Genomic DNA, 22976 nt, shown 5'->3' with positions numbered 1-22976 from the left:
CACTTCCCCCCGAAGACGCCCGGCTTGCGAGCCGGTAAACCGAATACCGCATGTCACCCGGGTCAGCACAATGCAGCCCGGGTTAATTTAAATCCCCGTGACAAAATCGTTCTCGCTCTAATCATTATCCACGCATGCAAATAAGAATTATTTTCATTTATAAATAGCTTGTGCTATATAACATAGCAATGGCTATAAACGCTGGGAAATTAACCACATCATTGCGAGGGATCCTATGCTGCACCTGACACCGCTGAAATCATTGCTGCTGGCCAGCGCGCTGGCCCTGCTGGCCGCGGCGCCGGCCTCGGCGCAGGAGAAATTCAGGGTTATCACCACCTTCACGGTTATCGCCGATATGGCGCAGAACGTGGCCGGCGATGCCGCCGTCGTCAGCTCCATCACCAAACCGGGCGCGGAGATCCACGACTACCAGCCTACCCCCGGCGATATCAAACGCGCGCAGGGGGCGCAGCTGATCCTCAGCAACGGTCTCAATCTCGAACGGTGGTTTGCCCGCTTTTATCAACACCTGCAGGGCGTCCCGGAGGTGGTGGTCAGCGAGGGGATCCAGCCGATGGGCATCAGCGCAGGCCCCTATAGCGGGAAGCCCAATCCCCATGCCTGGATGTCGGCAGATAACGCCCTGATCTATGTCGATAATATTCGCGATGCGCTGGTGAAATACGATCCGCCTCACGCCGACACCTATCGCCGCAACGCCGAGGCCTATAAAGAGAAGATCCGCCAGACGATGGCGCCGCTGCAGGCCAGACTGGCGCAGCTGCCGGCGGATAAGCGCTGGCTGGTCACCAGCGAGGGAGCCTTCTCCTATCTGGCCCGCGACTATGGCCTGCGCGAACTGTATCTGTGGCCGATTAACGCCGACCAGCAGGGCACTCCGCAACAGGTGCGCAAGGTTATCGACACCATGAAGAAAGAACAGATCCCGACCATCTTCAGCGAAAGCACCATCTCCGATAAACCGGCGCGTCAGGTGGCGCGCGAAGCCGGCGCCCACTACGGCGGCGTGCTGTATGTCGATTCGCTGAGCGCCGCCGACGGCCCGGTGCCGACCTGGCTCGACCTGCTGCGCGTCACCACCGAAACCATCGTCAACGGTATCCAGGACGGGATGAGGAAACAGCCATGAATACTGCGCAAGCGGGTCTGTATGTCGACCAGCTCACCGTCACCTGGCGCAACGGCCACACCGCCCTGCGCGACGCCTCGTTCAGCGTACCGCGCGGCTCTATTGCCGCGCTGGTGGGGGTTAACGGCTCGGGTAAATCCACACTGTTTAAAGCGCTGATGGGCTTTGTGCGCGTCGGTCACGGCGAGATCGCCATCCTCGGTCAGCCGGTCAACCGCGCGCTGCGCCAGAACCTGGTCGCCTATGTCCCGCAGTCGGAAGAGGTGGACTGGTCCTTCCCGGTGCTGGTGGAGGATGTGGTGATGATGGGCCGCTACGGCCATATGGGCTGGCTGCGGCGGGCAAAGCCGCGCGATCGCGAGATTGTCGATGCCGCGCTGGCCCGCGTGGGCATGAGCGAGTACCGCCATCGGCAAATTGGCGAGCTCTCCGGCGGGCAGAAAAAGCGCGTCTTCCTTGCCCGCGCCATCGCTCAGCAGGGCCAGGTGATCCTGCTGGATGAGCCTTTTACCGGCGTCGATGTGCAAACCGAAGCGCGGATCATCAGCCTGCTGCGCGAGCTCCGCGATGAGGGCTGTACCATGCTGGTCTCCACCCATAATCTCGGGTCCGTAAGTGAATTTTGCGATTACACGGTGATGGTAAAAGGCACCGTGCTGGCCAGCGGCCCGACAGAAACCACCTTCACCGCCGAGAATCTGGAGCGGGCTTTCAGCGGCGTACTGCGCCACGTCTCGCTCACCGGTGCGGAAACGCAGATTATCACCGATGACGAGCGGCCGTTTATCAGCCGGCGCGCGGCGGGAGACCCACGATGAGCTGGCTGCTGGAGCCGTTTGGCTATCACTATATGCTCAATGCGATGTGGGTGGCGGCGCTGGTGGGCGGCGTCTGCGCCTTTCTCTCCTGCTACCTGATGCTGAAGGGCTGGTCGCTGATTGGCGACGCCCTTTCCCACTCGATTGTGCCCGGCGTCGCCGGGGCCTATATGCTCGGTCTGCCGTTTGCCCTCGGCGCGTTTCTCTCCGGCGGCCTGGCGGCGGGCAGTATGCTGTTTTTGCAGCAGCGGTCGCGGCTGAAAGAGGATGCGATTATCGGCCTGATCTTCTCCTCCTTCTTCGGGATCGGGCTGTTTATGGTGTCGCTGAACCCGACGTCGGTGAATATCCAGACTATTATCCTCGGCAATATTCTGGCCATCGCCCCGGAGGATATTATCCAGCTGGCGGCGATCGGCTTTATCTCGATGGCGATCCTGCTGTTGAAGTGGAAAGATCTGATGGTGACCTTCTTCGATGAGCACCACGCCCGCTCGATTGGTCTGAACACCCGCGGCCTGAAGCTGCTGTTCTTTACCCTGCTGGCGGCCTGCACCGTAGCGGCGCTGCAGACCGTCGGCGCCTTTCTGGTTATCTGCCTGGTGGTCACCCCCGGCGCCACCGCCTGGCTGTTAACCGACCGCTTCCCGCGCCTGCTGGCCATCGCCGTCGCCATCGGCAGCCTGACCAGCTTCTTCGGCGCCTGGCTCAGTTACTACCTCGACGGCGCCACCGGCGGCATTATCGTGGTGGCGCAAACGCTGCTGTTCCTCATCACCTTTATCTTCGCGCCGAAGCATGGCCTGTTGGCCAACCGCCGCCGCGCCGGGGAGGCCGCATGCTGAATCTGATCCTGGCCCCGTTCCAGTTTCCTTTTATGGTCAACGCGATAACAGTATCGATGGTCGTTGCCGTGCCCTGCGCGCTGCTGTCAGTCTTTCTGGTGCTCAAAGGCTGGGCGCTGATGGGCGACGCGATGAGCCACGCGGTCTTTCCCGGCGTGGTGCTGGCCTACATTATCGGCATCCCCTTCGCCATCGGCGCGTTTATCGCCGGACTGCTCTGCGCCGTGACGACCGGTTTTCTCGACGACAACAGCCGCCTCAAACGCGATACCATCATGGGGATTGTCTTCTCCGGCATGTTTGGCGCCGGGCTGGTACTGTACGTAGCGATCCGGTCCGACGTCCATCTCGACCATATTCTGTTCGGCGATATGCTCGGGATCTCCCTCAGCGATATTGGACAAACGGCGGCTATCGCGCTGGTGATCGCGCTGATTATCGGGCTGAAATGGCGGGATTTTTTGCTGCACGCCTTCGATCCGACGCAGGCCAAAGCCAGCGGCCTGCGCGGCGGACTGCTGCATTACGGCATGCTGTGCATGATCGCCCTGACCATCGTCGCGACGCTGCAGTCGGTAGGGATTATCCTGTCGATTTCGCTGCTGATTGCCCCAGGGGCGATCGCGCTCCTGCTGGTACGGCGCTTTATCCACGCCCTGCTGCTGGCGGTGGCGGTAGCGGTCTGCTGCTCGGCGGGAGGGGTGTGGCTGGCGTTTTATCTCGATAGCGCGCCGGCGCCGACTATCGTGGTGCTGTTCAGCGCGCTGTTTGTGGTCGCCTTTGTGACAAGCACGATCCGGGATAGTCAGAAACAGAAGGCTTCATCACCCATCCCCGGTGGCGGCTAACGCCTTACCGGGGCTGCGCTTGTCCCCCGGCTGCGCGCAGCCCAGGCCGGGGAAAGGCCGCTATTTTTTCGGTCGATATTTTTCCGGCAGCGGCGGCACCGGCCGCCTGTCATCCAGCAGATGGCGAAGGGTCAGGATCGGGTGGCGCCAGAGCATTCGTGGCCCGGCCCAGCGCATAATCTGCTTCATCTCTTCGCGCTTCGCCGGCTGATAGCAGTGTACCGGACACTGCTTGCAGGCCGGTTTATTGTCGCCAAACACGCACTTATCAAGCCGCTTGTCGGCGTAGGCGTTCAGCGCCTGATAGTGCTCGCCGTCGTCGCGGGCATCCGGACAGCGGCGCTGATAAAGCCCAATCATCCGACCGATCGTCTGCTTTTCACGTTCGATGCGTTTGCCCACCGTCAACTTCCCTCCCCACAAAAAGATGCATAAATAATACACCTTTTAAACGAGCCACGCAGCCGCTTTCCTGACGATTAGGTCGGGTTAGCGGGTTTATCAACATGCCCCAATGCTTTTTCCGGGAAGCAGACATCGCGCACCCGGCGTTTCAGCTCTGCCGCATCCGGAAAGCCGCCATCCTGCTTCCGCTCCCAGATCTGCTGGCCGTCGATATCGATAGTGAAGATCCCGCCGGTGCCCGGCACCAGCGTCACCGAGGCGATATCGGTGCTGAAGGTGTGTAACAGCTCCTGCGCCATCCAGCTGGCGCGCAGCATCCAGTTGCACTGGGAACAATAGGTGATGGTGATAGCCGCTTTTGAATACATCGTCTTCTCGCTCAGGCTGAAAGGGCACAGTGTAAACAAAGTGCAGTTTAAATGAGGAATACATGAATATTTTGCTGCAAACGATAATACCTATCATTACCATTCGCAATCAACAAATGGAGTGAGACCCTATCCGCAACGGAAAAGACGGAGCAACCTGCAACTCTGGAAGTAACGCGTGAGCCGATACTAATAACGATCAAGGCGTGGCGACTATGTACAAATCGACTCCGTCAGCAGCAGGGTATAAAAAACGCCTGCTGGTGACCTCTTTGCTTGCAGCAATTTATCAAACTTCTGCCGTCGCAGCAGGCACTTCCGCCATCGGCGGCGAGGCGGTGGATGACACCTCGGAACAAATGACCGTCACCGCTCCCGCGCCGGCGCAAAAAGCCGGTAACGAGCACAGCATCAGCGCCCGGGAGCTGGAGGACAAAGGCGCTAACGATTTCGGCTCGATCATGCGCTATGAACCGCTCATCAGCGCCACCGGGGCCAGCGGCGGCTCCGGCAACGGCAAAAGCGGCTTCGACCGCGGGGGCTACACCGGCTACAACATTCGCGGCATGGAGAGCAACCGCGTCGGTATCGACGTGGACGGTATCGCCCAGCCCAACGCCACCGGCCGCGGCTACGTCGGCCGCTCGGGGCTCAATACCTTCGGCATCGGCCGCGATTATATCGACCCGTATATGTACGGCAGCGTGGATATCCAGTCCGGCGCCACCTCGACGGAAACGGCCAACAGCGCCATCGGAGGGAATGTCTCCTTCCGCCCGAAATCGGCGGATGATTACCTGCGCCCGGGTAAAACCAGCGCCTTCGGCTATCGCAGCGGCTACGACTCCGCGGATCGCAGCTGGCACAACGGGGTGACCGTCGCCGGCGGCGATGAGTTCCTGCGCGGCATTTTGGTCTACAGCCGCCGCGACGGCCAGGAAACCGAAAATAACAGCGACACCGTCGACGCCTACCCGGCGAACTGGCACTCCGATGCCTTTCTGGCCTCCGGGATCTGGCAGCCCAACGACGAGCACAAGCTAACCAGCACCTTCGACTATTACCACAAAACCAACCACACCCACTACGATACCTGGGATTCCAGCGGTAACAGCACCATCGGCACCGCCAACCAGACCAGCCAGACCCGACGCTGGGGCCTGAGCCTGAAGGATGACTGGACGCCGATGAATGACTACCTCGACAGCGTCTCCACGAAAATCTACTACCAGCATACCGAAGCCCATGACTGGACGTATATGCCGGACAGCGTCACCCGCAGAATGCAGACGGTGAACTCCAACTACGACACCGACACCTGGGGCCTGCAGACCGCGCTGGCGAAAACCCTGGGCCGCCACGATCTGAGCGCCGGTTTCAACGCCAGCACCAGCAAAACCCAGCGGCCGTTCAGCCAGTCGCCGATCCCCAGCGTTTACAGCGAGATCATGCAGCCGGAGGCGGACAGCCGCAGCTACACTCTCGGCGGCTTTGTCCAGGATAAGATCAACTTCGACCTTGATAGCCACAACTTCGCCATTATTCCCGGCGTGCGCGTGGTGCATCAATCGACGAAGCCGGAAAATCTGTCCGACCTTGCCGCCAACAGCAGCGCGCTGACCGAATCGTCGGTGGCGAATCTGTACGGTAAAAACAGCGATACCCAGGTTCTGCCGTCGTTGACTTTCCAGTACGACCTCACCCCGCGCCTGATGACCTACCTGCAGTACCAGCGCGGCGCGCAGTTCCCCAACGCCAGTCAGCTGTATGGATCCTGGAACCTTGGCTCCAGCTACGCCGGCAGCCAGCAGTATGCCCTGATCGGCAATACCGATCTGAAGACGGAAACCAGCGATAATCTCGAGTGGGGGCTGAAGGGGGAAGTTACCGAAGGCATCACCCTGCGCACAGCGCTGTTCTACAACAGCTATAAGAACTTTATCGCCTATACCCGCTATACCCGGGCGAATAATCCGGGCCAGTTCACTAACGTGCCGTCGAATATCTACACCATTTATCAGGCGGAAAACCGCGATAAGGCCTATATCTACGGCGGTGAAATCAGCACTAAATTTAACTTTGGCACCTGGTATGAGCAGGTGGACGGCCTGAGCGCCACCCTCGCCCTCGGCTATAGCGAAGGGAAATCGAAATCCAGCTACAGCGGCGATAAATACGTCGACCTCGACAGCGTAGCGCCGATGAAAGCTATCGTCGGCGTGGCGTGGGACGATCCGGCGAAACGCTACGGCACCGCCCTGACGGCGACCTTCGTCAAGGGGAAACAGGCGACCGCCACCAACCGCGAAAGCTACAGCAATAGCGGGTCCGCCATCGCCGATGCCAGCAGCGACTATATGCGCGTGCCGGGCTACGGCATGCTGGACTGGACCGCGTACTGGCAGGTGGCGAAAAACGTGCGCCTCAATGGCGGGGTCTACAACCTCACCGATCGTAAATACTGGGATTACCTGAGCAGCCGCAATATCGAGACCGGCACCAACCAGGACGCCAATGATAAAGCGCTGGCGGTGATGCCGGGCCGCACCTGGCAGCTTGGGGTCAACGTCGACTTCTGATTGCCCGAATAACAACTCACCTGCCCCGGCCCGCCGGCCGGGGATATTGAACATTGAGAAGGATATGATTATGCCCAATGCCCACCCCGATCTGTGGCAGCGCTACCAGGCCACCAAAGCGTCCAGCACCGCGAAATATGCCCGCGATATCGCTGCGGAAATGGGAATCAGCGAAGCCGAGCTGACCGCCGCCCGCCTCGGTCACGATGCCGTGCGCCTGATCGATGACGCCCGGGCGCTGATTGCCGCCCTTGAGCGCGTCGGTGAAACCAAATGCATCTGCCGCAACGAGTATGCCGTGCATGAGCAGGTCGGCCAGTTCACGCACCAGCACCTCAGCGGCCACGCCGGGCTGGTGCTCAACCCGCGCGCGCTCGACCTGCGTCTGTTCCTCAGCCAGTGGGCCAGCGCTTTCCATCTGAACGATAACGGTCGCCAGAGCATTCAGTTTTTCGACCACCACGGCGACGCCCTGCTGAAAGTCTATGCGACCACGCAGACCGACATGGCGGCCTGGGACACCCTGATCGCGGAACATCGGGTGGCGGCCCCGGCGCCGCTGGTTCTGCGCCCGCTGGAGACGGTGAAATATGCCGAGAGCGCCGACGGCGCCGCCCTGGAGAACGACTGGCGCGCGATGACCGACGTACACCAGTTCTTCGGTCTGCTGCGTAAATATCAGCTTTCCCGCCAGCAGGCCTTCCGCCTGGTGAGCGACGACCTCGCCTGCCGCGTTGATCGCCATGCGCTGCCAGCGTTACTGGAGACGGTGCGCCAGGAGGGCAATGAAATCATGATCTTCGTCGGCAATCGCGGCTGCGTGCAGATCTTCACCGGCGCCCTGGAAAAGCTGGCGCCGATGCGCGGCTGGCTGAATATCTTCAATACCACCTTTACCCTCCATCTGCGTGAAGAGAGCCTCGATGAAGTGTGGGTGACCCGTAAGCCGACCTCAGACGGACACGTCACCAGCGTCGAGCTGTTCGCCAAAGACGGCACCCAGATCGCCCAGCTCTATGGCCAGCGCAGCGAGGGCCACCCCGAGCAGGCGCAATGGCGCCAGCAGGTGGATCGTCTGACCCGCGAAGGACTGCCCGCATGATGCGCTGGTTACTGCTTCTCATCGCCTTCCCGCTGCTGAGCCACGCCGCCGTGGAACGGCTCGTCACCCTCGGCGGCGATGTCACTGAGATCGTCTATGCCCTTGGCGCGCAACAGAACCTGGTCGCCCGGGACAGCACCAGCAGCTGGCCCCCGGCGGCGCAAAAGCTGCCGGATGTCGGCTACCTGCGGCAGCTGAACGCCGAGGGGATCCTCGCATTACGTCCGCAGCTGGTGCTAGCGAGCGCCCAGGCGCAGCCCTCGCTGGTCTTACACAAGGTGCAGGCGAGCGGCGTGAAGGTGGTTAACGTGCCGGGCGGCGAAAGCCTGGCCGCGATCGATAGCAAAGTGGCCGTCATTGCCGAAGCGTTAGGCAAAACCCCGGCGGGCGACGCGCTGCGCCAGCAGCTTCAGCAACAGATCGCCGCCATTCCAACGCAGCCGGTTGCTAAGCGGGTGCTGTTTATTCTCAGCCACGGCGGAATGAATACCCTGGTAGCCGGGCAACGCACCGCGGCCGATGGCGCCATTCGCGCCGCCGGGCTGCAGAACGCGATGCAGGGCTTCGACCACTATCGGGCGATGTCGCAGGAGGGGGTGGCCGCCAGCCAGGCGGATCTGGTGGTGATCTCCGCCGATGGTCTCAAAGGGATGGGCGGCGAAGCCGGGCTGTGGAGACTGCCCGGCCTGGCGCAGACCCCGGCGGGGCGTCATAAGCAGCTGCTGACGATCGACGATATGGCCCTGCTCGGCTTCGGACCACGCACCCCGCAGGCGATTATCGCGCTGCGTGAAAAAGCGGAGCATCTGCCCTGATGCGCCCTGCCCTCGCCCGCCGTTTGCTGTTGATGACGCTGCTACTGGTCCTGCTGACGCTGTTCGCCACCACCCTTGGCGCGATGCGTTTGCCGCTGGCCAGCCTGCTGCCCGCCGGGGATGAGATGCTGCGCCACATCTGGCTGACCATCCGTCTGCCGCGGGTGCTGCTGGCCCTGCTGGTAGGCGCGGCGCTGGCCCTCTCCGGCTGCGTGATGCAGGGGTTGTTTCGCAACCCGCTTGCCGACCCGGGCCTGCTGGGCATCAGCAGCGGCGCCGCGCTGGCGGTGGCCAGCTGGCTGGTGCTCCCGCTCTCCGCAACGGGGCTGATCGCTCTGTATATGCCGATGCTGGCTGCGTTTATCGGCAGCCTGGCGGTGATGGTGGTGATTTTTATCCTCAGCCGGGCGGAGGAGGGGTCGCTGTCGCGCCTGCTGCTGGTGGGGATCGCCATCAACGCGCTGTGCGGGGCGCTGGTCGGCGTGCTGGCCTGGCTGAGCAACGACGCCCAGCTGCGCCAGCTGTCGCTGTGGGGCATGGGCAGTCTGGGCCAGGCCGAGTGGCCGACCCTGTTGGTGGCTGCGACCCTGATCATCCCGGCGGCGCTGGCGGTGTGGTGGATGGCCTCCCGCCTGAATTTGCTGCAGCTCGGCGATGAAGAAGCGCACTATCTCGGGGTCAACGTGCGGGCGCTGCAGCGCTGGCTGCTGCTGTGCAGCGCGGTGCTGGTGGCCGCGGCGGTGGCCATCAGCGGCGTCATCGGCTTTATTGGCCTGGTGGTGCCGCACCTGATGCGCCTGTGGCTGGGGCCGGACCATCGCGGGCTGATCCCCGGCTCGCTGCTGGCCGGCGCGATCCTGCTTCTGCTGGCCGACACCCTGGCCCGCACCATGGCGGCGCCGGCGGAGATGCCGGTCGGTCTGCTCACCAGCCTGCTGGGCGCCCCCTGGTTTCTGTGGCTGGTCTTTCGTCGGGAGAACCCCAAACATGGCTAATGAATATTGCGCGCAGGGGCTGGCGCTTCGCCTCGGCCAGCGGCAGATTATCGACAACATCTCCGTCGCGCTGCGCGGCGGCGAGATGACGGCGCTTATCGGGCCGAACGGCGCGGGCAAATCCACCCTGCTGCGGCTGCTGACCGGGTACCTGACCCCGGATAGCGGTACCCGCCGTCTGGCGGGCACGCCGCTGGAGGCGTGGTCACCCGAGGCGCTGGCGCGCCGGCGGGCGGTCATGCTACAGCGTACGGCCCTGCAGGCCGACTGGACGGTGGAAACGGTCATCGCCATGGGGCGCTCGCCGTGGGGCCCGACCGCGGACCCGGCGGAGCTGGCGGCGGTAATGGCCGTCACCGGCTGCGATGACCTTGCCGGCCGCCGCTATCCCGGCCTCTCCGGCGGCGAGCAGCAGCGGGTGCAGCTCGCCCGCTGTCTGGCGCAGCTGTGGCGCGACGGCGCGCCGCAGGGCTGGCTGTTTCTCGATGAGCCCACCTCGGCGCTGGACCTTTACTATCAACAGCATCTGCTGCGCTTGCTCAAACGGCTCACCGCCGGCGGGCAACTGCACGTGTGCGTGGTGCTGCATGACCTTAACCTCGCCGCCCTGTGGGCCGACCGCATCCTGCTGCTACACCAGGGCCGCCTGGTCGCCCAGGGGACGCCGCAGGAGGTGATCCAGCAGTCGGTTATCCATCGCTGGTACGGGGCGGATGTCCGCCTCGGCCAGCATCCGGACAACGCGGCCCCCCAGGTCTATCTGGCGCCGTAACCCCCGCGCGGCGCAACTGGAATCCGGATCGCGCCGCGCGCGTTCGGTATTACACCGCAAAAGCTGATGAGCATTATACTTTCATATCTATCAGCGTTCCCTTTTGAGGGTCCCCATGAGCCGATACACAGTTGCTGGCAGCGAAGGCCAGTATGAGAAAAATTCAGGTGAACGGGTTTTGGCTAATAAACTCGGGATTGCTGACGCAAATGAGATGGATAGCGTAGAACTGGTACTGCTGGAACAACTTTATCGCTCGGTTTTTGAGGAACACTTTCCAACCGGATTGCTCAGCGTCAATATCCTGAAAAAGTGGCATTATCGCTGGTTAGGCAATATCTATGCATGGGCAGGCAGGAAAGAACGGTCAATATCAGCAAAGGCGATTTTATGTTCGCCCCTTCAGCACAGCTGGCTAAACTGCTAAACGATTTTGATAAGAAATACCTTGCTCATTATACGCCTTGTTCAGGCATGAGTGAATTGCAGCTCACAGAAGCTATCGCAGTCACACATGTTGAATTGATCCTCATCCATCCATTCAGAGAGGGTAACGGGCGTTTATCACGATTATTAGCTGATGTGATGGCGGTGCAGGCTGGCTATAAACCGCTGAATTATCAAAGCTGGGAACAAAACAAAACCCAGTATATATCGGCTATCCATGCAGGTTTGACTCTGGACTATCGACCGATGAAACACTGGGTCAGCATGGCCTTAAGAAGGGATTAGGCAAGACGAAGATGCGCATATTTTTTGCGCGCGGCTTCAAGACTCTCTTCAACTCTGGCTGAGGGTTGCCCTGTCTCGACCGCGGTTGATGTCGCAACAGAACGAACGATGTCAGCGCGGGAAGGTCTGGCGTATGTGGCTTGATCTTTTTTGTTGTGACTCATGGCATCTCCCTTTTCATTCACCTGATGGTTTCAGTATATCAAGGATCGTTGCTAACTGCTGCCGTTAAGGCTTATCCAGGGAAATATCGGTTAGGGCTTTTTTGAACCGGTAACTGCACATCCTGATGCTGGCTTGTGATGACTCATCCCCCTCTGCAACTGGAATCCGGATCGCGCCGCGCGCGTTCGTCAGTTTCCCTCGCCTGCCCATCTCCGTTATCATGTCTCATCCATGTGATAACGACGAAAACAACAAAATCGCAGCCATTTCAAATCAGGGATCTGGATAACACCCCATGAGCACAATTGACAATCTCGACGCCCACACGCCGATGATGCAGCAGTATCTCAAGCTGAAGGCGCAACATCCTGACATTCTGCTGTTTTACCGGATGGGGGATTTTTACGAGCTGTTTTATGACGATGCGAAACGCGCGTCGCAGCTGCTCGATATCTCGCTGACCAAACGCGGCGCCTCCGCGGGCGAACCCATTCCCATGGCCGGCATCCCCCACCACGCGGTGGAAAACTATCTTGCGAAACTGGTTAATCAGGGCGAGTCGGTAGCTATTTGCGAGCAAATAGGCGACCCGGCCACCACCAAAGGGCCGGTCGAGCGTAAAGTGGTGCGTATCGTCACGCCGGGCACCATCAGCGATGAAGCGCTGCTGCAGGAGCGTCAGGACAACCTGCTGGCCGCCATCTGGCAGGACAGCAAAGGCTTTGGCTACGCGACGCTGGACATCAGCTCCGGCCGCTTCCGCCTGAGCGAACCGGCCGACCGCGAAACCATGGCGGCAGAGCTGCAGCGTACTAATCCGGCGGAGCTGCTGTACGCGGAAGATTTTGCCGAATCGTCGCTGATCGAAGGCCGCCGCGGCCTGCGCCGTCGCCCGCTGTGGGAATTTGAAATCGACACCGCGCGCCAGCAGCTTAACCTGCAGTTCGGCACCCGCGATCTGGTCGGCTTCGGCGTGGAAAACGCCCCCCGCGGCCTGTGCGCCGCCGGCTGCCTGCTGCAGTATGTCAAAGACACCCAGCGCACCTCGCTGCCGCATATTCGCTCCATCACCATGGAGCGCCAGCAGGACAGCATCATTATGGATGCCGCCACCCGCCGTAACCTCGAGATCACCCAGAATCTCGCCGGCGGCACCGATAACACTCTGGCCTCGGTACTCGACTGTACGGTGACGCCGATGGGCAGCCGGATGCTCAAGCGCTGGCTGCATATGCCGGTCCGCGATACCGCCGTGCTGGTGGAGCGCCAGCAGACCATCGGCGCGCTGCAGGAGCGCTATACCGAGCTGCAGCCGGTGCTGCGCCAGGTTGGCGATCTGGAACGTATTCTGGCGCGTCTGGCGCTGCGTACCGCCCGTCCACGCGATTTAGCCCGCATGCGTCATGCCCTGCAGCAGTTGCCCCTGCTGCGCGAGCAGCTGGCTGACGTTGACAGTCAGCCGGTGCAAAAATTGCGCGAAAAAATGGGCGAGTTTAGTGAACTGCGCGAACTGCTGGAGCGCGCGGTGATCGACGCCCCGCCGGTGCTGGTCCGCGACGGCGGGGTCATCGCTCCAGGCTACAGCGAAGAGCTGGACGAGTGGCGGGCGCTGGCCGATGGCGCCACCGATTATCTCGATAAGCTGGAGATCCGCGAGCGCGAGCGGCTAGGCCTCGACACCCTGAAGGTCGGCTACAACGCCGTCCACGGCTACTACATTCAGATCAGCCGCGGCCAGAGCCACCTCGCGCCGATCCACTACGTGCGACGCCAGACGCTGAAAAACGCCGAACGCTATATTATTCCTGAGCTGAAGGAATACGAAGATAAGGTGCTGACCTCCAAGGGCAAAGCGCTGGCGCTGGAAAAGCAGCTTTATGACGAACTGTTCGACCTGCTGCTGCCGCACCTTGCCGACCTGCAGGCGAGCGCCAGCGCGCTGGCCGAGCTGGACGTGCTGGTCAACCTGGCGGAACGCGCGGAAACCCTCAACTACTGCTGCCCGACCTTTAGCGATAAGCCGGGCATTCGCATCAGCGAAGGCCGCCATCCGGTGGTCGAGCAGGTGCTGAAAGAGCCGTTTATCGCCAACCCGCTGCAGCTGGCGCCGCAGCGGCGGATGCTGATCATCACCGGGCCGAACATGGGCGGTAAAAGTACCTATATGCGCCAGACCGCGCTGATTGCGCTGCTGGCCTATATCGGCAGCTACGTCCCGGCGCAGAAGGTGGAGATAGGCCCCATCGATCGCATCTTTACCCGCGTCGGCGCGGCGGATGACCTGGCTAGCGGCCGCTCGACCTTTATGGTGGAGATGACTGAAACCGCCAATATCCTGCACAACGCCACCGAACACAGCCTGGTGCTGATGGATGAGATTGGCCGCGGCACGTCCACCTACGACGGTCTGTCGCTGGCATGGGCCTGTGCGGAAAATCTCGCCAACAAAATCAAGGCGCTGACGCTGTTCGCCACCCACTACTTCGAGCTCACTCAGCTGCCGGAGAAAATGGAAGGCGTCGCCAACGTCCATCTCGACGCGCTGGAGCATGGCGACACCATCGCCTTTATGCACAGCGTGCAGGATGGCGCGGCCAGCAAGAGCTACGGCCTGGCGGTCGCCGCGCTGGCCGGGGTGCCGAAAGAGGTGATCAAGCGCGCGCGGCAGAAACTGCGCGAGCTGGAGAGTATCTCGCCCAACGCGGCGGCGACCCAGGTCGACGGCACGCAGATGTCGCTGCTCGCCGCTCCGGAAGAGACCTCGCCTGCGGTTGAGGCGCTGGAGAATCTTGATCCGGACTCCCTGACCCCGCGTCAGGCGCTGGAGTGGATCTACCGTCTGAAAAGTCTGGTCTAGCGCCCCATTAAGGCGAAAAACGGCAGCGCCGCTCCGCGCTGCCGTTTTAACAAACTAAAAATGGGTGCAAGAGGATGCGTCCTGACAACCAATACGCGGGGTTGCCCCCGCGCGGATGCTACTTCTTCGATTCGTAAGCGAGAACAGCTTTAAACTCAATACTACGCTCTTTAATACTGAGTTCGCACAGCGAGCTGCGCACCAAAAGCGTAAATCCCAGTACCGTAATACACAGTACGATGATTGCCACAAGGGCATATTTTGTCAGCATATCTTGCCTCCCTGCAAAGAAGAGACTAACATCTGAATTGTCTATGTTCATTCGCTAGCCTCAGTTGATAGAAATATCTCCTGGGGCTTTCGTCTGTCTGGGGTCCTGGTCTTGCTCAAGGCCAGACAGCCTCAAGCACCCGCCGCTATTCTATACTCGTCATGGCGTGAAATTTATCTGCAAGGAATTAATCAGACGGATTTTATATTAATCTGGAAGCCGACTCGCAAAGTCGCCCCATTATATTACCCCTTTACATAATTTCTGGATTTAATGAGTAAATAACTTTTATCATTTTGCGAAATATAAAAAAGCCGACGGAGAGATTATCCCAGTCGGCGTGATGGTCGCAGGCAGTTTGCGCACGACCCAATTTTAAAATGGCAGGTAAAATAACCTTAACAGGATAAGCCCTTAGCGGGCTCTTTTCATTAACGCTTATCTTCCGGCAATAGCGGCGGGACGTGCGGCACCTGCGGCGCCTCATCAATATCTTTCTGCGTCATCCGGAACACTTCGGGATAGTGCTCACGGCTGGTGCGGCGCAGCGGCTCGGTATCCCGCCAGGTATACAGACAGTGCTGGCACTGATACACCGTCCAGACTCCTTTCACCGGCGATTTCGCCATGACGTCAATCTTTTCATCGGCGCAACGTGGACAAATCATCTTCTTCTCCTTATTTACGGTTGGCCAGCATAGCGGTCAGTTTTTCAGCCCAGGCTTTGGTTTCCGGCAGATCCTGCACCGGCTGGCTGTAGTGGCCGCGAAGGTCCGGCGCAACCGGGGTGGTGGCGTCGATAATTAGCTTGTCGGTGATGCCCGCCGGGCTGGAGCCTGGGTCAAGTTCAAGGACCGACATGTTCGGCAACTGCACCAGGTCTCCCGCCGGGTTAACCTTCGAGGAGAGCGCCCACATCACCTGCGGCAGGTTGAACGGGTCGACGTCTTCATCAACCATGATCACCATCTTCACATAGCCGAGGCCGTGGGGAGTGGTCATCGCCCGCAAACCCACCGCGCGGGCAAAACCGCCGTAGCGTTTTTTGGTGGAGATAATCGCCAGCAGACCGTGGGTGTACATAGCGTTGACCGCCTGCACTTCCGGGAACTCTGCCTTCAGCTGCTGATACAGCGGCACGCAGGTGGCCGGGCCCATCAGATAGTCGATTTCGGTCCACGGCATACCGAGATAGAGCGATTCAAAAATCGGTTTGCTGCGATACGAGACTTTGTCGATGCGCACTACCGTCATGTTACGACCGCCGGAGTAGTGGCCGGTAAACTCACCGAACGGCCCCTCTATCTCACGCTTACGGCCTTCAATCACCCCTTCGAGGATCACTTCCGAACCCCAGGGCACGTCAAAGCCGGTCAGCGGCGCGGTGGCGATGGGATACGGGCTCTCGCGCAGCGCGCCGGCCATTTCATATTCTGACTGATCGTATTTCAGCGGCGTGGCGCCCATCAGGGTGATAATCGGGTCGTTACCGAGGGTAATGGCGATCGGCAGGTCTTCCCCGCGCTCTTCCGCTTTATGCAGATGCAGGGCGATATCGTGCATCGGCACCGGCTGCAGGCCGAGCTTGCGCTTGCCTTTCACTTCCATACGGTAGATACCGACGTTTTGCTTACCGAAGTTGTCAGGGTCAAGCGGATCGCGCGAAACGACACAGGCTTTGTCGAGGTAGAACCCGCCGTCGCCATCGTTGAGGCGGAACAGCGGCAGAATATCGAACAGGTTGATATCATCGCCATCCACGGTGTTTTCCGCCCATGCCGGGTTGGCGCGGCGCTCTGGCGTCACCGGGAAGTTATCCCAACGGCGGATGAATTCATCAATCTGCTTTTTCACCGGCGTGTTGGGCGGCAGGCCCAGCGAGATGGCATGGTTCTGCCACGAGCCGATGGTGTTCATCGTCACCCGGGCATCGGTAAAGCCGCGAATATTATCGAACCACAGCGCCGGGGCGCCGTCGCCGATGCGTCCGGTGGCATTGGCTGCCGCCGCCAGGTCTGGCTCAGCGTTCACCTCCTCACTGATTTTCAGCAGTTGTCCCTGGTCATCCAGAGCCTGCAAAAAGCTGCGCAAATCATCAAAAGCCATTATTCGATCTCCTGTGCTAATTGTTCTGCCGTGCGCAAGCCGTTCCAGCGGCGCGCTTTGTGATAGTCGAGGCCAAACTGATCCAGCACCCGGGTCACAATGTGGTTGGTGATATCGTCAACCGTCTCCGGGTGGTTATAGTAAGCCGGCATCGGCGGCACCATCGCCACGCCCATACGGGACAGCGCCAGCATGTTCTCCAGATGGATCGTGCTGAGCGGCATTTCCCGCGGGACCAGCACCAGCTTGCGCCCCTCTTTAAGCACCACGTCCGCCGCGCGTCCCACCAGCCCCTCGGCATAGCCTGCGCGAATGCCTGCCAGCGTTTTCATACTGCAGGGAATCACGATCATGCCGTCGGTACGAAATGAACCTGATGAGATGGTGGCGGCCTGGTCGGCCGGGCTGTGGGAAAAGTCCGCCAGCGCGGCCACTTCCCGTGCCGTCCAGGGCGTTTCCAGCTCGATGGTGGTTTTGGCCCACTTCGACATCACCAGATGGGTTTCCACCTCCGGCATATCGCGCAGCGCCTGCAGTAATGCCACCCCAAGCGGAGCCCCGGTGGCCCCCGTCATCCCAACAATCAGTTTCATTCCAGACCTCATTCAATTTGTTCGTACACGAACTTTATGCTTAAATTACCCTCTCCTGAGCCGAATGACAAGATCGTTCGTATACGTTCGCATTTTTAATCAAACAGGGAAAAGGTATAAAAAGGCGTACGAACGGCTATCATAGAGGTGACAGTTTTGTTACGGAGTATCCATGGAGTTACGAAACGAAGCATTCCACCTGCTGCGCCAGCTTTTTCAACAACATACCGCCCGCTGGCAGCAGGCGTTACCGGACCTGACTAAGCCTCAGTATGCGGTGATGCGCTCGGTTGCGGAGCAGCCGGGGATCGAACAGGTGGTGCTGATTGAAGCGGCGGTCAGTACGAAGGCCACGCTGGCGGAGATGCTCAGCCGGATGGAAGCGCGCGGCCTGGTGCGCCGGGAGCACGATCCGGCCGATAAACGCCGCCGTTTTGTCTATCTGACCGACGAAGGCGAGGCGCTGCTTAACCGTTCCATTCCGCAAGGCAATGAGGTCGATGACGAGTTTCTTGGCCGCCTGAGCGATGATGAACGCGAACAGTTCTCCCGGCTGGTGCGTAAAATGATGGTTCCCTGAGCAAGCGCCTAGCCGAGCTGCTCGCGCAGGAAGTCGATAAACGTCCGCACCCGGGTAGGCATATGCTGCGCATCGGGATAAAGGGCATACACTCCCTGCGGCGGGAAATGGTATTCCGGCAGGACAGCCACCAGCTCCCGCTGCGCCAGTTTACCGGCCACCAGCCAGGCTGGCAGCAAAGCGATGCCGCATCCGGCCAGAGCAAAGCTCATCAGCGCCGTGGCGCTGTCGGCTGAAAACCGTGGCGCGTTGACTATCGTAAAATCCACCTCTGCCTGTTCATCCGTTCGCAGCTGCCAGCGCAGCGGGGCCGGCAGACGCTCGTGAATAATCCAGTCAGCTTGCGCCAGATCGGACAGCGTCAACACCGGATGGCTCGCCAGCCAGGCCGGAGAGGCGACGGGCAGGATCGCGAAACTGGCTATACGCGTCGCCCGATAGCGGGAATCGGCCAGCGTACCGAGGCGTATCGCCACGTCAAATCGTTCGGAGATAAGATCCGCATGATGGGAGGACGAGACGTGCCGCACCCGTAGCGCCGGATGATGACGGGAAAACGCCGCCAGCGCCGGGATGATGACCTGCGCGCCATACTCCGGCGTGGTGGTGATCCGCAGCTCTCCGCTTAAACCGCTATGGCTGGCCCGGACCTCATCCTGCAGATTTTCCGCCGCTTTGAGCAGCGCCACCCCACGCTGATAGAACAGCGCCCCGGCGTCAGTGAGCCGCAGACGGCGCGTCGAGCGCAGCAGCAGCGTCACCCCCAGCTCATTTTCCAGTTGCCGTACGTTAAAGCTGACCACCGCCTTGGTCTGCCCCAGCGCCGCGGCGGCCTGGGTAAAGCTGCCGGCGTCCACCACGGCGATAAACATGGTCACACGCTGAAGGTTTAGCATCGTCGTCCGGATGATTGTCAAAAATATTCAGACAGTATATCCCGATTCGCCCCGTTTATCCTCCGCGGCGCCGGGTTTACAGTAGCCGCCTGTCTGAGGGAGTGAATCATGACCTATCGCCACCGCGTTGCCACCGTTTTTCTGTTCGGCTTTTTTCTCGACCTAATCAATATGTTTATCGCCAGCATTGCCTTCCCGGCTATCAGCCACGAGCTGGCGGTGTCCGTCTCGCAGCTGGCGTGGGTCAGCAATACCTATATTCTTGGCCTGACGGCCGTCGTACCGTTCAGCGCCTGGCTTAGCCAGCGCTGTGGGCCAAAACGGCTGTTTTTACTCTCGCTGGGGCTGTTCAGCCTCGGCGCGCTGGCATCGGGGCTGGCCCATAGCCTGGGTGAGCTGATTTTCTGGCGTACGCTGCAGGGGATGGGCGGCGGGCTGTTAATCCCCCTCGGCCAGGCGCTGACGTGGCCGCTGTTTCAGCCGCAGGAGCGGGCGAAGCTGTCGGCGGCGGTGATGCTGGTCGGCCTGCTGGCGCCCGCCTGCTCGCCGGCGATCGGGGGTCTGCTCGTCCAGGCGTTCAGCTGGCGCTGGGTCTTTTTCGCCAGCCTGCCTGTCGCCCTGCTTACCTTTATGCTGGCGGCGCGATGGCTAAACGACAGCCCCGCTCCCGTCCGGCCGACCCGCTTTCTCCCGCTGTCATTGCTGGCCGATCCTCTCCTGCGCTTCGCCATGCTGATCTATCTCTGCGTACCGGGGATGTTTATTGCCGTCAACGTGGTGGGAATGTTCTACCTGCAACGCGTCACCGGGATGGCGCCGGGGGCCACTGGCGCCCTGATGGTGCCGTGGTCGCTGGCCTCGTTTGCCGCCATCACCTTTACCGGCAGGTATTTCAACCGCTTCGGGCCGCGGCCGCTGGTGATGGTCGGCTGCCTGCTACAGGCGGCGGGATCCTGCTGCTGCTGCAGGTCGATGCGCGCAGCCCGCTGGCGCTGTTGATTCTGGCCTTTACGCTGATGGGCGGCGGAGGCAGCTTATGCAGCAGCACCGCGCAAAGCAGCGCTTTCCTGCATACGCCTGGCGAAGAGATGCCTGACGCCAGCGCGCTGTGGAATCTTAACCGCCAGCTCAGCTTCTTTGCCGGCAGCGCGCTGCTCGCCCTGCTGTTGAGAGTCTTCCCGCCGGCCTACGCCTGTCAGGGCGCGTTTAGCTGCGCCGCCGCCATAACCCTGTTGCCGCTGCTGTTTTGCCTGCGGCTGAATAATCGGGCGATTATCCATCGCCTGCACACTACTCTGGAGAAGTCATGAACCCTTATCTGCAGGAAGTCGTCGACGCCCATGTCCTTATCGAACGCTGGTTAAGCCAGGGGGAAGGTAGCGCTGAGGCGCTGATGAGCCGCTTTGCCGCCGAATTCACCATGATCCCTTTGAACGGCGAGAAGATGGACTACCCGACGGTGAGCCGTTTTTTCCACCAGGCGGGCGCAAGCCGTCCGGAATTACACATTGTGGTGGATCAGGCGAAAATCATCAGCGAGTGGCACGACGGCGCCGCCGTGCTGTACCGTGAACGCCAAACGCTGGCGGATGGCAGTGAGAACGTACGCTGGTCGACGGCGATTTTTCAGCAAGCGGAAGGGAAAATTGTCTGGCGCCATCTGCAGGAAACCCGCCTCGGCTAGCGCAAAGAAAAAGGCCCCGTCTTTCGAGGGGGCCTTTTTGAGAGAAAAGATCTTATTCGCGGAAGAGCGCTTCGATATTCAGTCCTTGCCCCTGCAGAATTTCCCGCAGGCGACGCAGACCTTCCACCTGGATCTGACGCACACGCTCGCGAGTGAGGCCAATTTCACGGCCCACATCTTCCAGGGTGGCGGCTTCATAACCCAGCAGACCGAAACGACGCGCCAGAACCTCACGCTGCTTGGCGTTCAGTTCGAACAGCCATTTAACGATGCTTTGTTTCATATCATCGTCCTGCGTGGTGTCTTCCGGGCCGTTCTCTTTCTCATCGGCCAGAATATCCAGCAGCGCTTTTTCTGAATCGCCACCCAGCGGGGTATCCACCGAGGTGATGCGCTCGTTCAGACGCAGCATACGGCTGACGTCATCGACCGGTTTGTCCAGCTGTTCGGCAATCTCTTCCGCGCTCGGCTCGTGGTCCAGCTTGTGGGACAACTCGCGCGCGGTACGCAGATAGACGTTCAGCTCTTTGACAATATGGATCGGCAAACGGATCGTACGGGTTTGGTTCATGATCGCCCGTTCAATGGTCTGGCGGATCCACCAGGTCGCATAGGTCGAAAAACGGAACCCACGTTCCGGGTCAAACTTCTCAACGGCGCGGATCAGGCCGAGGTTACCTTCTTCAATCAGATCCAGCAGCGCCAGACCACGATTGCTGTAACGACGGGCAATCTTCACCACCAGACGCAGGTTGCTTTCAATCATGCGACGGCGTGAAGCGACATCACCACGCAGTGCGCGACGCGCGAAATAGACTTCCTCTTCCGCGGTCAGCAGTGGGGAATAACCAATCTCTCCAAGATAAAGCTGAGTGGCGTCAAGCACGCGTTGCGTTGCGCCTTGCGACAGCAGCTCTTCCTCAGCCAGATCGCTATCACTGGGTTCCTCTTCTACTAAGGCCTTCTCGTCGAAAACCTCAATTCCGTTCTCATCAAATTCCGCGTCTTCATTTAAATCATGAACTTTCAGCGTATTCTGACTCATAAAGGTGGCTCCTACCCGTGATCCCTGAGCAAAGCACCTTCCACGGCGCATCAACAAAAGACGCCAGGACGATTTCCCCTACTCCTCTCAGCGAGAGGCGCATAGACACCGCCCTGGCGCCTGTTAGCTAATGCTTCGCTTATCCGTACTTTGCCAAATTATCGCTGCGGTAAGTACTGCAGCGGGTTGACGGATTTCCCCTTGTAACGAATTTCAAAATGTAATCTTGTTGAGCTGGTTCCGGTGCTACCCATGGTAGCGATTTTCTGCCCCGCTTTGACTTCCTGTTGCTCCCGAACCAGCATGGTATCGTTATGAGCGTAGGCACTCAGGTAATCATCGTTATGTTTGATGATAATAAGATTACCGTAGCCGCGCAGTGCGTTACCGGCATAGACGACGCGCCCATCGGCGGTCGCGACAATAGCCTGTCCCTTACTGCCTGCAATGTCGATACCTTTATTGCCGCCTTCCGCGCCACTAAAGTTCTCGATAACTTTGCCATCAGTCGGCCAGCGCCATGATGAGATCGGCGAACTGGTTGACGTACTGCTTGCAGTCGGCTGGGTTGTGCTCACCGTTGTAGGTGCCGTCACCGGCGCGACAACCGTCGAGGTCGTGGTCGCTGGTTTATTATTAGGCAACATCTTGGTAGCACTTTGTTCACCTGAGGATTCAGAATACGTAATAGTCGGTTGTGAAGCAACCACCGCGGTCGATTTTTGTGCAGAAGTTGTGGTGGCCGTCGCACCGCCGCTCGCCCTTGCGCTGGCCTGAGAAACGGCGTTTTCACCGGTGATCGGCTGGCCTGAAGCGTTGCCGACCTGCAGCACCTGACCGACGTTCAGGGCGTACGGGGCCGGGACATTGTTGCGTTGCGCCAGGTCACGGAAATCGTTACCGGTAACCCAGGCGATATAGAACAGGGTGTCGCCGCGTTTGACCGTATAGGTACTGCCGCCGGTATAGCTACCTTTCGGAATATCGCCATATTTGCGGTTGTATACGATCTTGCCATTCACCGTCTGCACCGGCTCCTGCGCCATTGGCTGCGGCTGAATGGTCTGGGTCTGCACCGGCTGGATCGGCTGCGCCTGAGGAGCAGACTGGACGCCGGAGGATGGCGGCGTAATCAACATGCCGGAATTGGTGCTGGAAGAAGCGGCACCGCCGGCAGAGCTCACCGGCGCAGGCGGATTATTGGTGTTGGTACATCCGGCCAGCCAGAGTGAAACCAGTGAAAGAGCCGCAATACGGCTGACGGTAAATTTGGTGCTTCCCGCGCTCATTTATCCCCCAGGAATATGTTAACTGCCAATATCTTGCTTACCGGGCGAAGCCCGGCCA

Annotated in this window: 22 protein-coding genes and 2 pseudogenes; 14 read left to right on the top strand and 10 right to left on the bottom strand. The window is 60.1% G+C overall.

Going from position 1 to position 22976, the window contains the following annotated elements:
• Positions 1-235 precede the first annotated feature (235 nt).
• From ABLV54_RS05035 to ABLV54_RS05020, 4 genes are read left to right on the top strand one after another with little or no spacing between them, the layout of a single operon-like run.
• On the top strand, positions 236-1153 hold the full coding sequence (locus ABLV54_RS05035; protein WP_044524511.1) for a metal ABC transporter substrate-binding protein: 918 nt from the start codon (positions 236-238) through the stop codon (positions 1151-1153).
• Positions 1150-1971, top strand: coding sequence for a manganese/iron ABC transporter ATP-binding protein (locus tag ABLV54_RS05030; RefSeq protein WP_048298116.1), 822 nt, complete (start codon positions 1150-1152; stop codon positions 1969-1971). Before ABLV54_RS05035 ends, ABLV54_RS05030 begins: the two co-directional genes overlap by 4 nt.
• Entirely contained in the window at positions 1968-2816 is an 849-nt protein-coding gene (gene sitC / locus ABLV54_RS05025) for an iron/manganese ABC transporter permease subunit SitC (protein WP_023290804.1), read from the top strand. The genes ABLV54_RS05030 and sitC overlap by 4 nt, the downstream gene beginning before the upstream one ends.
• Entirely contained in the window at positions 2810-3664 is an 855-nt protein-coding gene (locus ABLV54_RS05020) for a metal ABC transporter permease (RefSeq protein WP_023290805.1), read from the top strand. The genes sitC and ABLV54_RS05020 overlap by 7 nt, the downstream gene beginning before the upstream one ends.
• Positions 3665-3724: 60 nt before the next feature.
• Here ABLV54_RS05020 and ABLV54_RS05015 read toward each other — a convergent pair whose 3' ends face one another.
• Together ABLV54_RS05015 and ABLV54_RS05010 are read right to left on the bottom strand one after the other, a co-directional pair.
• Positions 3725-4066 (bottom strand): nitrous oxide-stimulated promoter family protein, encoded by a 342-nt coding sequence (locus ABLV54_RS05015; protein ID WP_023290806.1) that lies wholly within the window; start codon positions 4064-4066, stop codon positions 3725-3727.
• 77 nt (positions 4067-4143) lie between these two features.
• Positions 4144-4437 (bottom strand): SelT/SelW/SelH family protein, encoded by a 294-nt coding sequence (locus tag ABLV54_RS05010; protein WP_101881238.1) that lies wholly within the window; start codon positions 4435-4437, stop codon positions 4144-4146.
• 215 nt (positions 4438-4652) lie between these two features.
• Here ABLV54_RS05010 and ABLV54_RS05005 point away from each other — a divergent pair, with 215 nt between their 5' ends.
• The 6 genes and pseudogenes from ABLV54_RS05005 to ABLV54_RS04980 all read left to right on the top strand — a co-directional run bounded on the left by ABLV54_RS05005 (position 4653) and on the right by ABLV54_RS04980 (position 11432).
• Positions 4653-7016 (top strand): TonB-dependent receptor, encoded by a 2364-nt coding sequence (locus tag ABLV54_RS05005; protein ID WP_101881239.1) that lies wholly within the window; start codon positions 4653-4655, stop codon positions 7014-7016.
• Positions 7017-7086: 70 nt separating this feature from the next.
• A complete protein-coding gene (locus ABLV54_RS05000; RefSeq protein ID WP_101881240.1) occupies positions 7087-8118 on the top strand; it encodes a ChuX/HutX family heme-like substrate-binding protein in 1032 nt (343 codons plus the stop codon).
• On the top strand, positions 8115-8933 hold the full coding sequence (locus tag ABLV54_RS04995; protein WP_101881241.1) for a hemin ABC transporter substrate-binding protein: 819 nt from the start codon (positions 8115-8117) through the stop codon (positions 8931-8933). The genes ABLV54_RS05000 and ABLV54_RS04995 overlap by 4 nt, the downstream gene beginning before the upstream one ends.
• Positions 8933-9928 (top strand): iron ABC transporter permease, encoded by a 996-nt coding sequence (locus ABLV54_RS04990; protein ID WP_050533569.1) that lies wholly within the window; start codon positions 8933-8935, stop codon positions 9926-9928. Before ABLV54_RS04995 ends, ABLV54_RS04990 begins: the two co-directional genes overlap by 1 nt.
• Entirely contained in the window at positions 9921-10700 is a 780-nt protein-coding gene (locus ABLV54_RS04985) for a heme ABC transporter ATP-binding protein (protein ID WP_072420510.1), read from the top strand. Before ABLV54_RS04990 ends, ABLV54_RS04985 begins: the two co-directional genes overlap by 8 nt.
• Positions 10701-10815: 115 nt before the next feature.
• Positions 10816-11432 (top strand): annotated as a pseudogene (locus tag ABLV54_RS04980) (Fic family protein).
• Here ABLV54_RS04980 and ABLV54_RS04975 read toward each other — a convergent pair.
• Positions 11429-11596, bottom strand: a complete 168-nt coding sequence (locus ABLV54_RS04975; RefSeq protein WP_162838135.1) for a hypothetical protein — start codon at positions 11594-11596, stop codon at positions 11429-11431. The pseudogene ABLV54_RS04980 and the gene ABLV54_RS04975 sit on opposite strands and share 4 nt — an antisense overlap.
• Before the next feature lie 296 nt (positions 11597-11892).
• Here ABLV54_RS04975 and mutS point away from each other — a divergent pair, with 296 nt between their 5' ends.
• Positions 11893-14454 (top strand): DNA mismatch repair protein MutS, encoded by a 2562-nt coding sequence (gene mutS, locus ABLV54_RS04970; protein WP_023290813.1) that lies wholly within the window; start codon positions 11893-11895, stop codon positions 14452-14454.
• Positions 14455-14572: 118 nt separating this feature from the next.
• On the opposite strand, the gene ABLV54_RS04965 is transcribed toward mutS, so the two are convergent.
• The 4 genes from ABLV54_RS04965 to ABLV54_RS04950 all read right to left on the bottom strand — a co-directional run bounded on the left by ABLV54_RS04965 (position 14573) and on the right by ABLV54_RS04950 (position 17424).
• Entirely contained in the window at positions 14573-14725 is a 153-nt protein-coding gene (locus tag ABLV54_RS04965; protein WP_072096588.1) for a Hok/Gef family protein, read from the bottom strand.
• 431 nt (positions 14726-15156) lie between these two features.
• On the bottom strand, positions 15157-15393 hold the full coding sequence (locus ABLV54_RS04960; RefSeq protein WP_101881242.1) for a non-oxidative hydroxyarylic acid decarboxylases subunit D: 237 nt from the start codon (positions 15391-15393) through the stop codon (positions 15157-15159).
• A 10-nt stretch (positions 15394-15403) separates the two neighbouring features.
• Positions 15404-16831, bottom strand: coding sequence for a non-oxidative hydroxyarylic acid decarboxylases subunit C (locus ABLV54_RS04955; protein WP_004205612.1), 1428 nt, complete (start codon positions 16829-16831; stop codon positions 15404-15406).
• Positions 16831-17424 (bottom strand): non-oxidative hydroxyarylic acid decarboxylases subunit B, encoded by a 594-nt coding sequence (locus tag ABLV54_RS04950; protein WP_023290814.1) that lies wholly within the window; start codon positions 17422-17424, stop codon positions 16831-16833. The genes ABLV54_RS04955 and ABLV54_RS04950 overlap by 1 nt, the downstream gene beginning before the upstream one ends.
• 172 nt (positions 17425-17596) lie before the next feature.
• Between ABLV54_RS04950 and ABLV54_RS04945 the strand changes: the two genes are divergently transcribed.
• Positions 17597-18004, top strand: a complete 408-nt coding sequence (locus tag ABLV54_RS04945; protein ID WP_023290815.1) for a MarR family transcriptional regulator — start codon at positions 17597-17599, stop codon at positions 18002-18004.
• A gap of 8 nt (positions 18005-18012) precedes the next feature.
• Here ABLV54_RS04945 and ABLV54_RS04940 read toward each other — a convergent pair whose 3' ends face one another.
• Positions 18013-18900 (bottom strand): LysR family transcriptional regulator, encoded by an 888-nt coding sequence (locus ABLV54_RS04940; protein WP_032453901.1) that lies wholly within the window; start codon positions 18898-18900, stop codon positions 18013-18015.
• 108 nt (positions 18901-19008) lie between these two features.
• Between ABLV54_RS04940 and ABLV54_RS04935 the strand changes: the two are divergent.
• Together ABLV54_RS04935 and ABLV54_RS04930 are read left to right on the top strand one after the other, a co-directional pair.
• Positions 19009-20210, top strand: a pseudogene (locus ABLV54_RS04935) (MFS transporter).
• Positions 20207-20584: a DUF4440 domain-containing protein gene (locus ABLV54_RS04930; RefSeq protein ID WP_101881243.1), complete on the top strand. Its 378-nt coding sequence runs from the start codon at positions 20207-20209 to the stop codon at positions 20582-20584. Before ABLV54_RS04935 ends, ABLV54_RS04930 begins: the two are co-directional and overlap by 4 nt.
• A gap of 52 nt (positions 20585-20636) precedes the next feature.
• Here the strand turns inward: ABLV54_RS04930 and rpoS are convergent, their stop codons facing one another.
• The gene (rpoS, locus tag ABLV54_RS04925) at positions 20637-21629 is read right to left on the bottom strand and encodes an RNA polymerase sigma factor RpoS (RefSeq protein WP_002915106.1); all 993 of its coding nucleotides are present in this window, start codon (positions 21627-21629) and stop codon (positions 20637-20639) included.
• 158 nt (positions 21630-21787) lie between these two features.
• Positions 21788-22918, bottom strand: a complete 1131-nt coding sequence (nlpD, locus tag ABLV54_RS04920) for a murein hydrolase activator NlpD (RefSeq protein WP_023290819.1) — start codon at positions 22916-22918, stop codon at positions 21788-21790.
• Positions 22919-22976: the final 58 nt, after the last annotated feature.

Origin of the sequence: Klebsiella sp. JB_Kp042, assembly GCF_040065275.1 — a bacterium.
Taxonomy (GTDB): domain Bacteria; phylum Pseudomonadota; class Gammaproteobacteria; order Enterobacterales; family Enterobacteriaceae; genus Klebsiella; species Klebsiella quasipneumoniae.
Note: the sequence above shows the minus strand (reverse complement) of the source record. Positions and strands in the feature narration are given on the sequence as shown.

What these genes read in the sequence shown, in the direction of transcription:
- ABLV54_RS04960 (WP_101881242.1), bottom strand. Translation starts at nt 15,393, where the DNA reads ATGATTTGTCCACGTTGCGCCGATGAAAAGATTGACGTCATGGCGAAA.
- ABLV54_RS05010 (WP_101881238.1), bottom strand. Translation starts at nt 4,437, where the DNA reads ATGTATTCAAAAGCGGCTATCACCATCACCTATTGTTCCCAGTGCAAC.
- sitC (WP_023290804.1), top strand. Translation starts at nt 1,968, where the DNA reads ATGAGCTGGCTGCTGGAGCCGTTTGGCTATCACTATATGCTCAATGCG.
- ABLV54_RS04950 (WP_023290814.1), bottom strand. Translation starts at nt 17,424, where the DNA reads ATGAAACTGATTGTTGGGATGACGGGGGCCACCGGGGCTCCGCTTGGG.
- ABLV54_RS04940 (WP_032453901.1), bottom strand. Translation starts at nt 18,900, where the DNA reads ATGCTAAACCTTCAGCGTGTGACCATGTTTATCGCCGTGGTGGACGCC.
- ABLV54_RS04965 (WP_072096588.1), bottom strand. Translation starts at nt 14,725, where the DNA reads ATGCTGACAAAATATGCCCTTGTGGCAATCATCGTACTGTGTATTACG.
- ABLV54_RS04995 (WP_101881241.1), top strand. Translation starts at nt 8,115, where the DNA reads ATGATGCGCTGGTTACTGCTTCTCATCGCCTTCCCGCTGCTGAGCCAC.
- ABLV54_RS04930 (WP_101881243.1), top strand. Translation starts at nt 20,207, where the DNA reads ATGAACCCTTATCTGCAGGAAGTCGTCGACGCCCATGTCCTTATCGAA.
- ABLV54_RS04945 (WP_023290815.1), top strand. Translation starts at nt 17,597, where the DNA reads ATGGAGTTACGAAACGAAGCATTCCACCTGCTGCGCCAGCTTTTTCAA.
- ABLV54_RS04975 (WP_162838135.1), bottom strand. Translation starts at nt 11,596, where the DNA reads ATGAGTCACAACAAAAAAGATCAAGCCACATACGCCAGACCTTCCCGC.
- ABLV54_RS05030 (WP_048298116.1), top strand. Translation starts at nt 1,150, where the DNA reads ATGAATACTGCGCAAGCGGGTCTGTATGTCGACCAGCTCACCGTCACC.
- ABLV54_RS05000 (WP_101881240.1), top strand. Translation starts at nt 7,087, where the DNA reads ATGCCCAATGCCCACCCCGATCTGTGGCAGCGCTACCAGGCCACCAAA.
- ABLV54_RS05020 (WP_023290805.1), top strand. Translation starts at nt 2,810, where the DNA reads ATGCTGAATCTGATCCTGGCCCCGTTCCAGTTTCCTTTTATGGTCAAC.
- ABLV54_RS05005 (WP_101881239.1), top strand. Translation starts at nt 4,653, where the DNA reads ATGTACAAATCGACTCCGTCAGCAGCAGGGTATAAAAAACGCCTGCTG.
- mutS (WP_023290813.1), top strand. Translation starts at nt 11,893, where the DNA reads ATGAGCACAATTGACAATCTCGACGCCCACACGCCGATGATGCAGCAG.
- ABLV54_RS04985 (WP_072420510.1), top strand. Translation starts at nt 9,921, where the DNA reads ATGGCTAATGAATATTGCGCGCAGGGGCTGGCGCTTCGCCTCGGCCAG.
- nlpD (WP_023290819.1), bottom strand. Translation starts at nt 22,918, where the DNA reads ATGAGCGCGGGAAGCACCAAATTTACCGTCAGCCGTATTGCGGCTCTT.
- ABLV54_RS05035 (WP_044524511.1), top strand. Translation starts at nt 236, where the DNA reads ATGCTGCACCTGACACCGCTGAAATCATTGCTGCTGGCCAGCGCGCTG.
- ABLV54_RS04955 (WP_004205612.1), bottom strand. Translation starts at nt 16,831, where the DNA reads ATGGCTTTTGATGATTTGCGCAGCTTTTTGCAGGCTCTGGATGACCAG.
- ABLV54_RS04990 (WP_050533569.1), top strand. Translation starts at nt 8,933, where the DNA reads ATGCGCCCTGCCCTCGCCCGCCGTTTGCTGTTGATGACGCTGCTACTG.
- rpoS (WP_002915106.1), bottom strand. Translation starts at nt 21,629, where the DNA reads ATGAGTCAGAATACGCTGAAAGTTCATGATTTAAATGAAGACGCGGAA.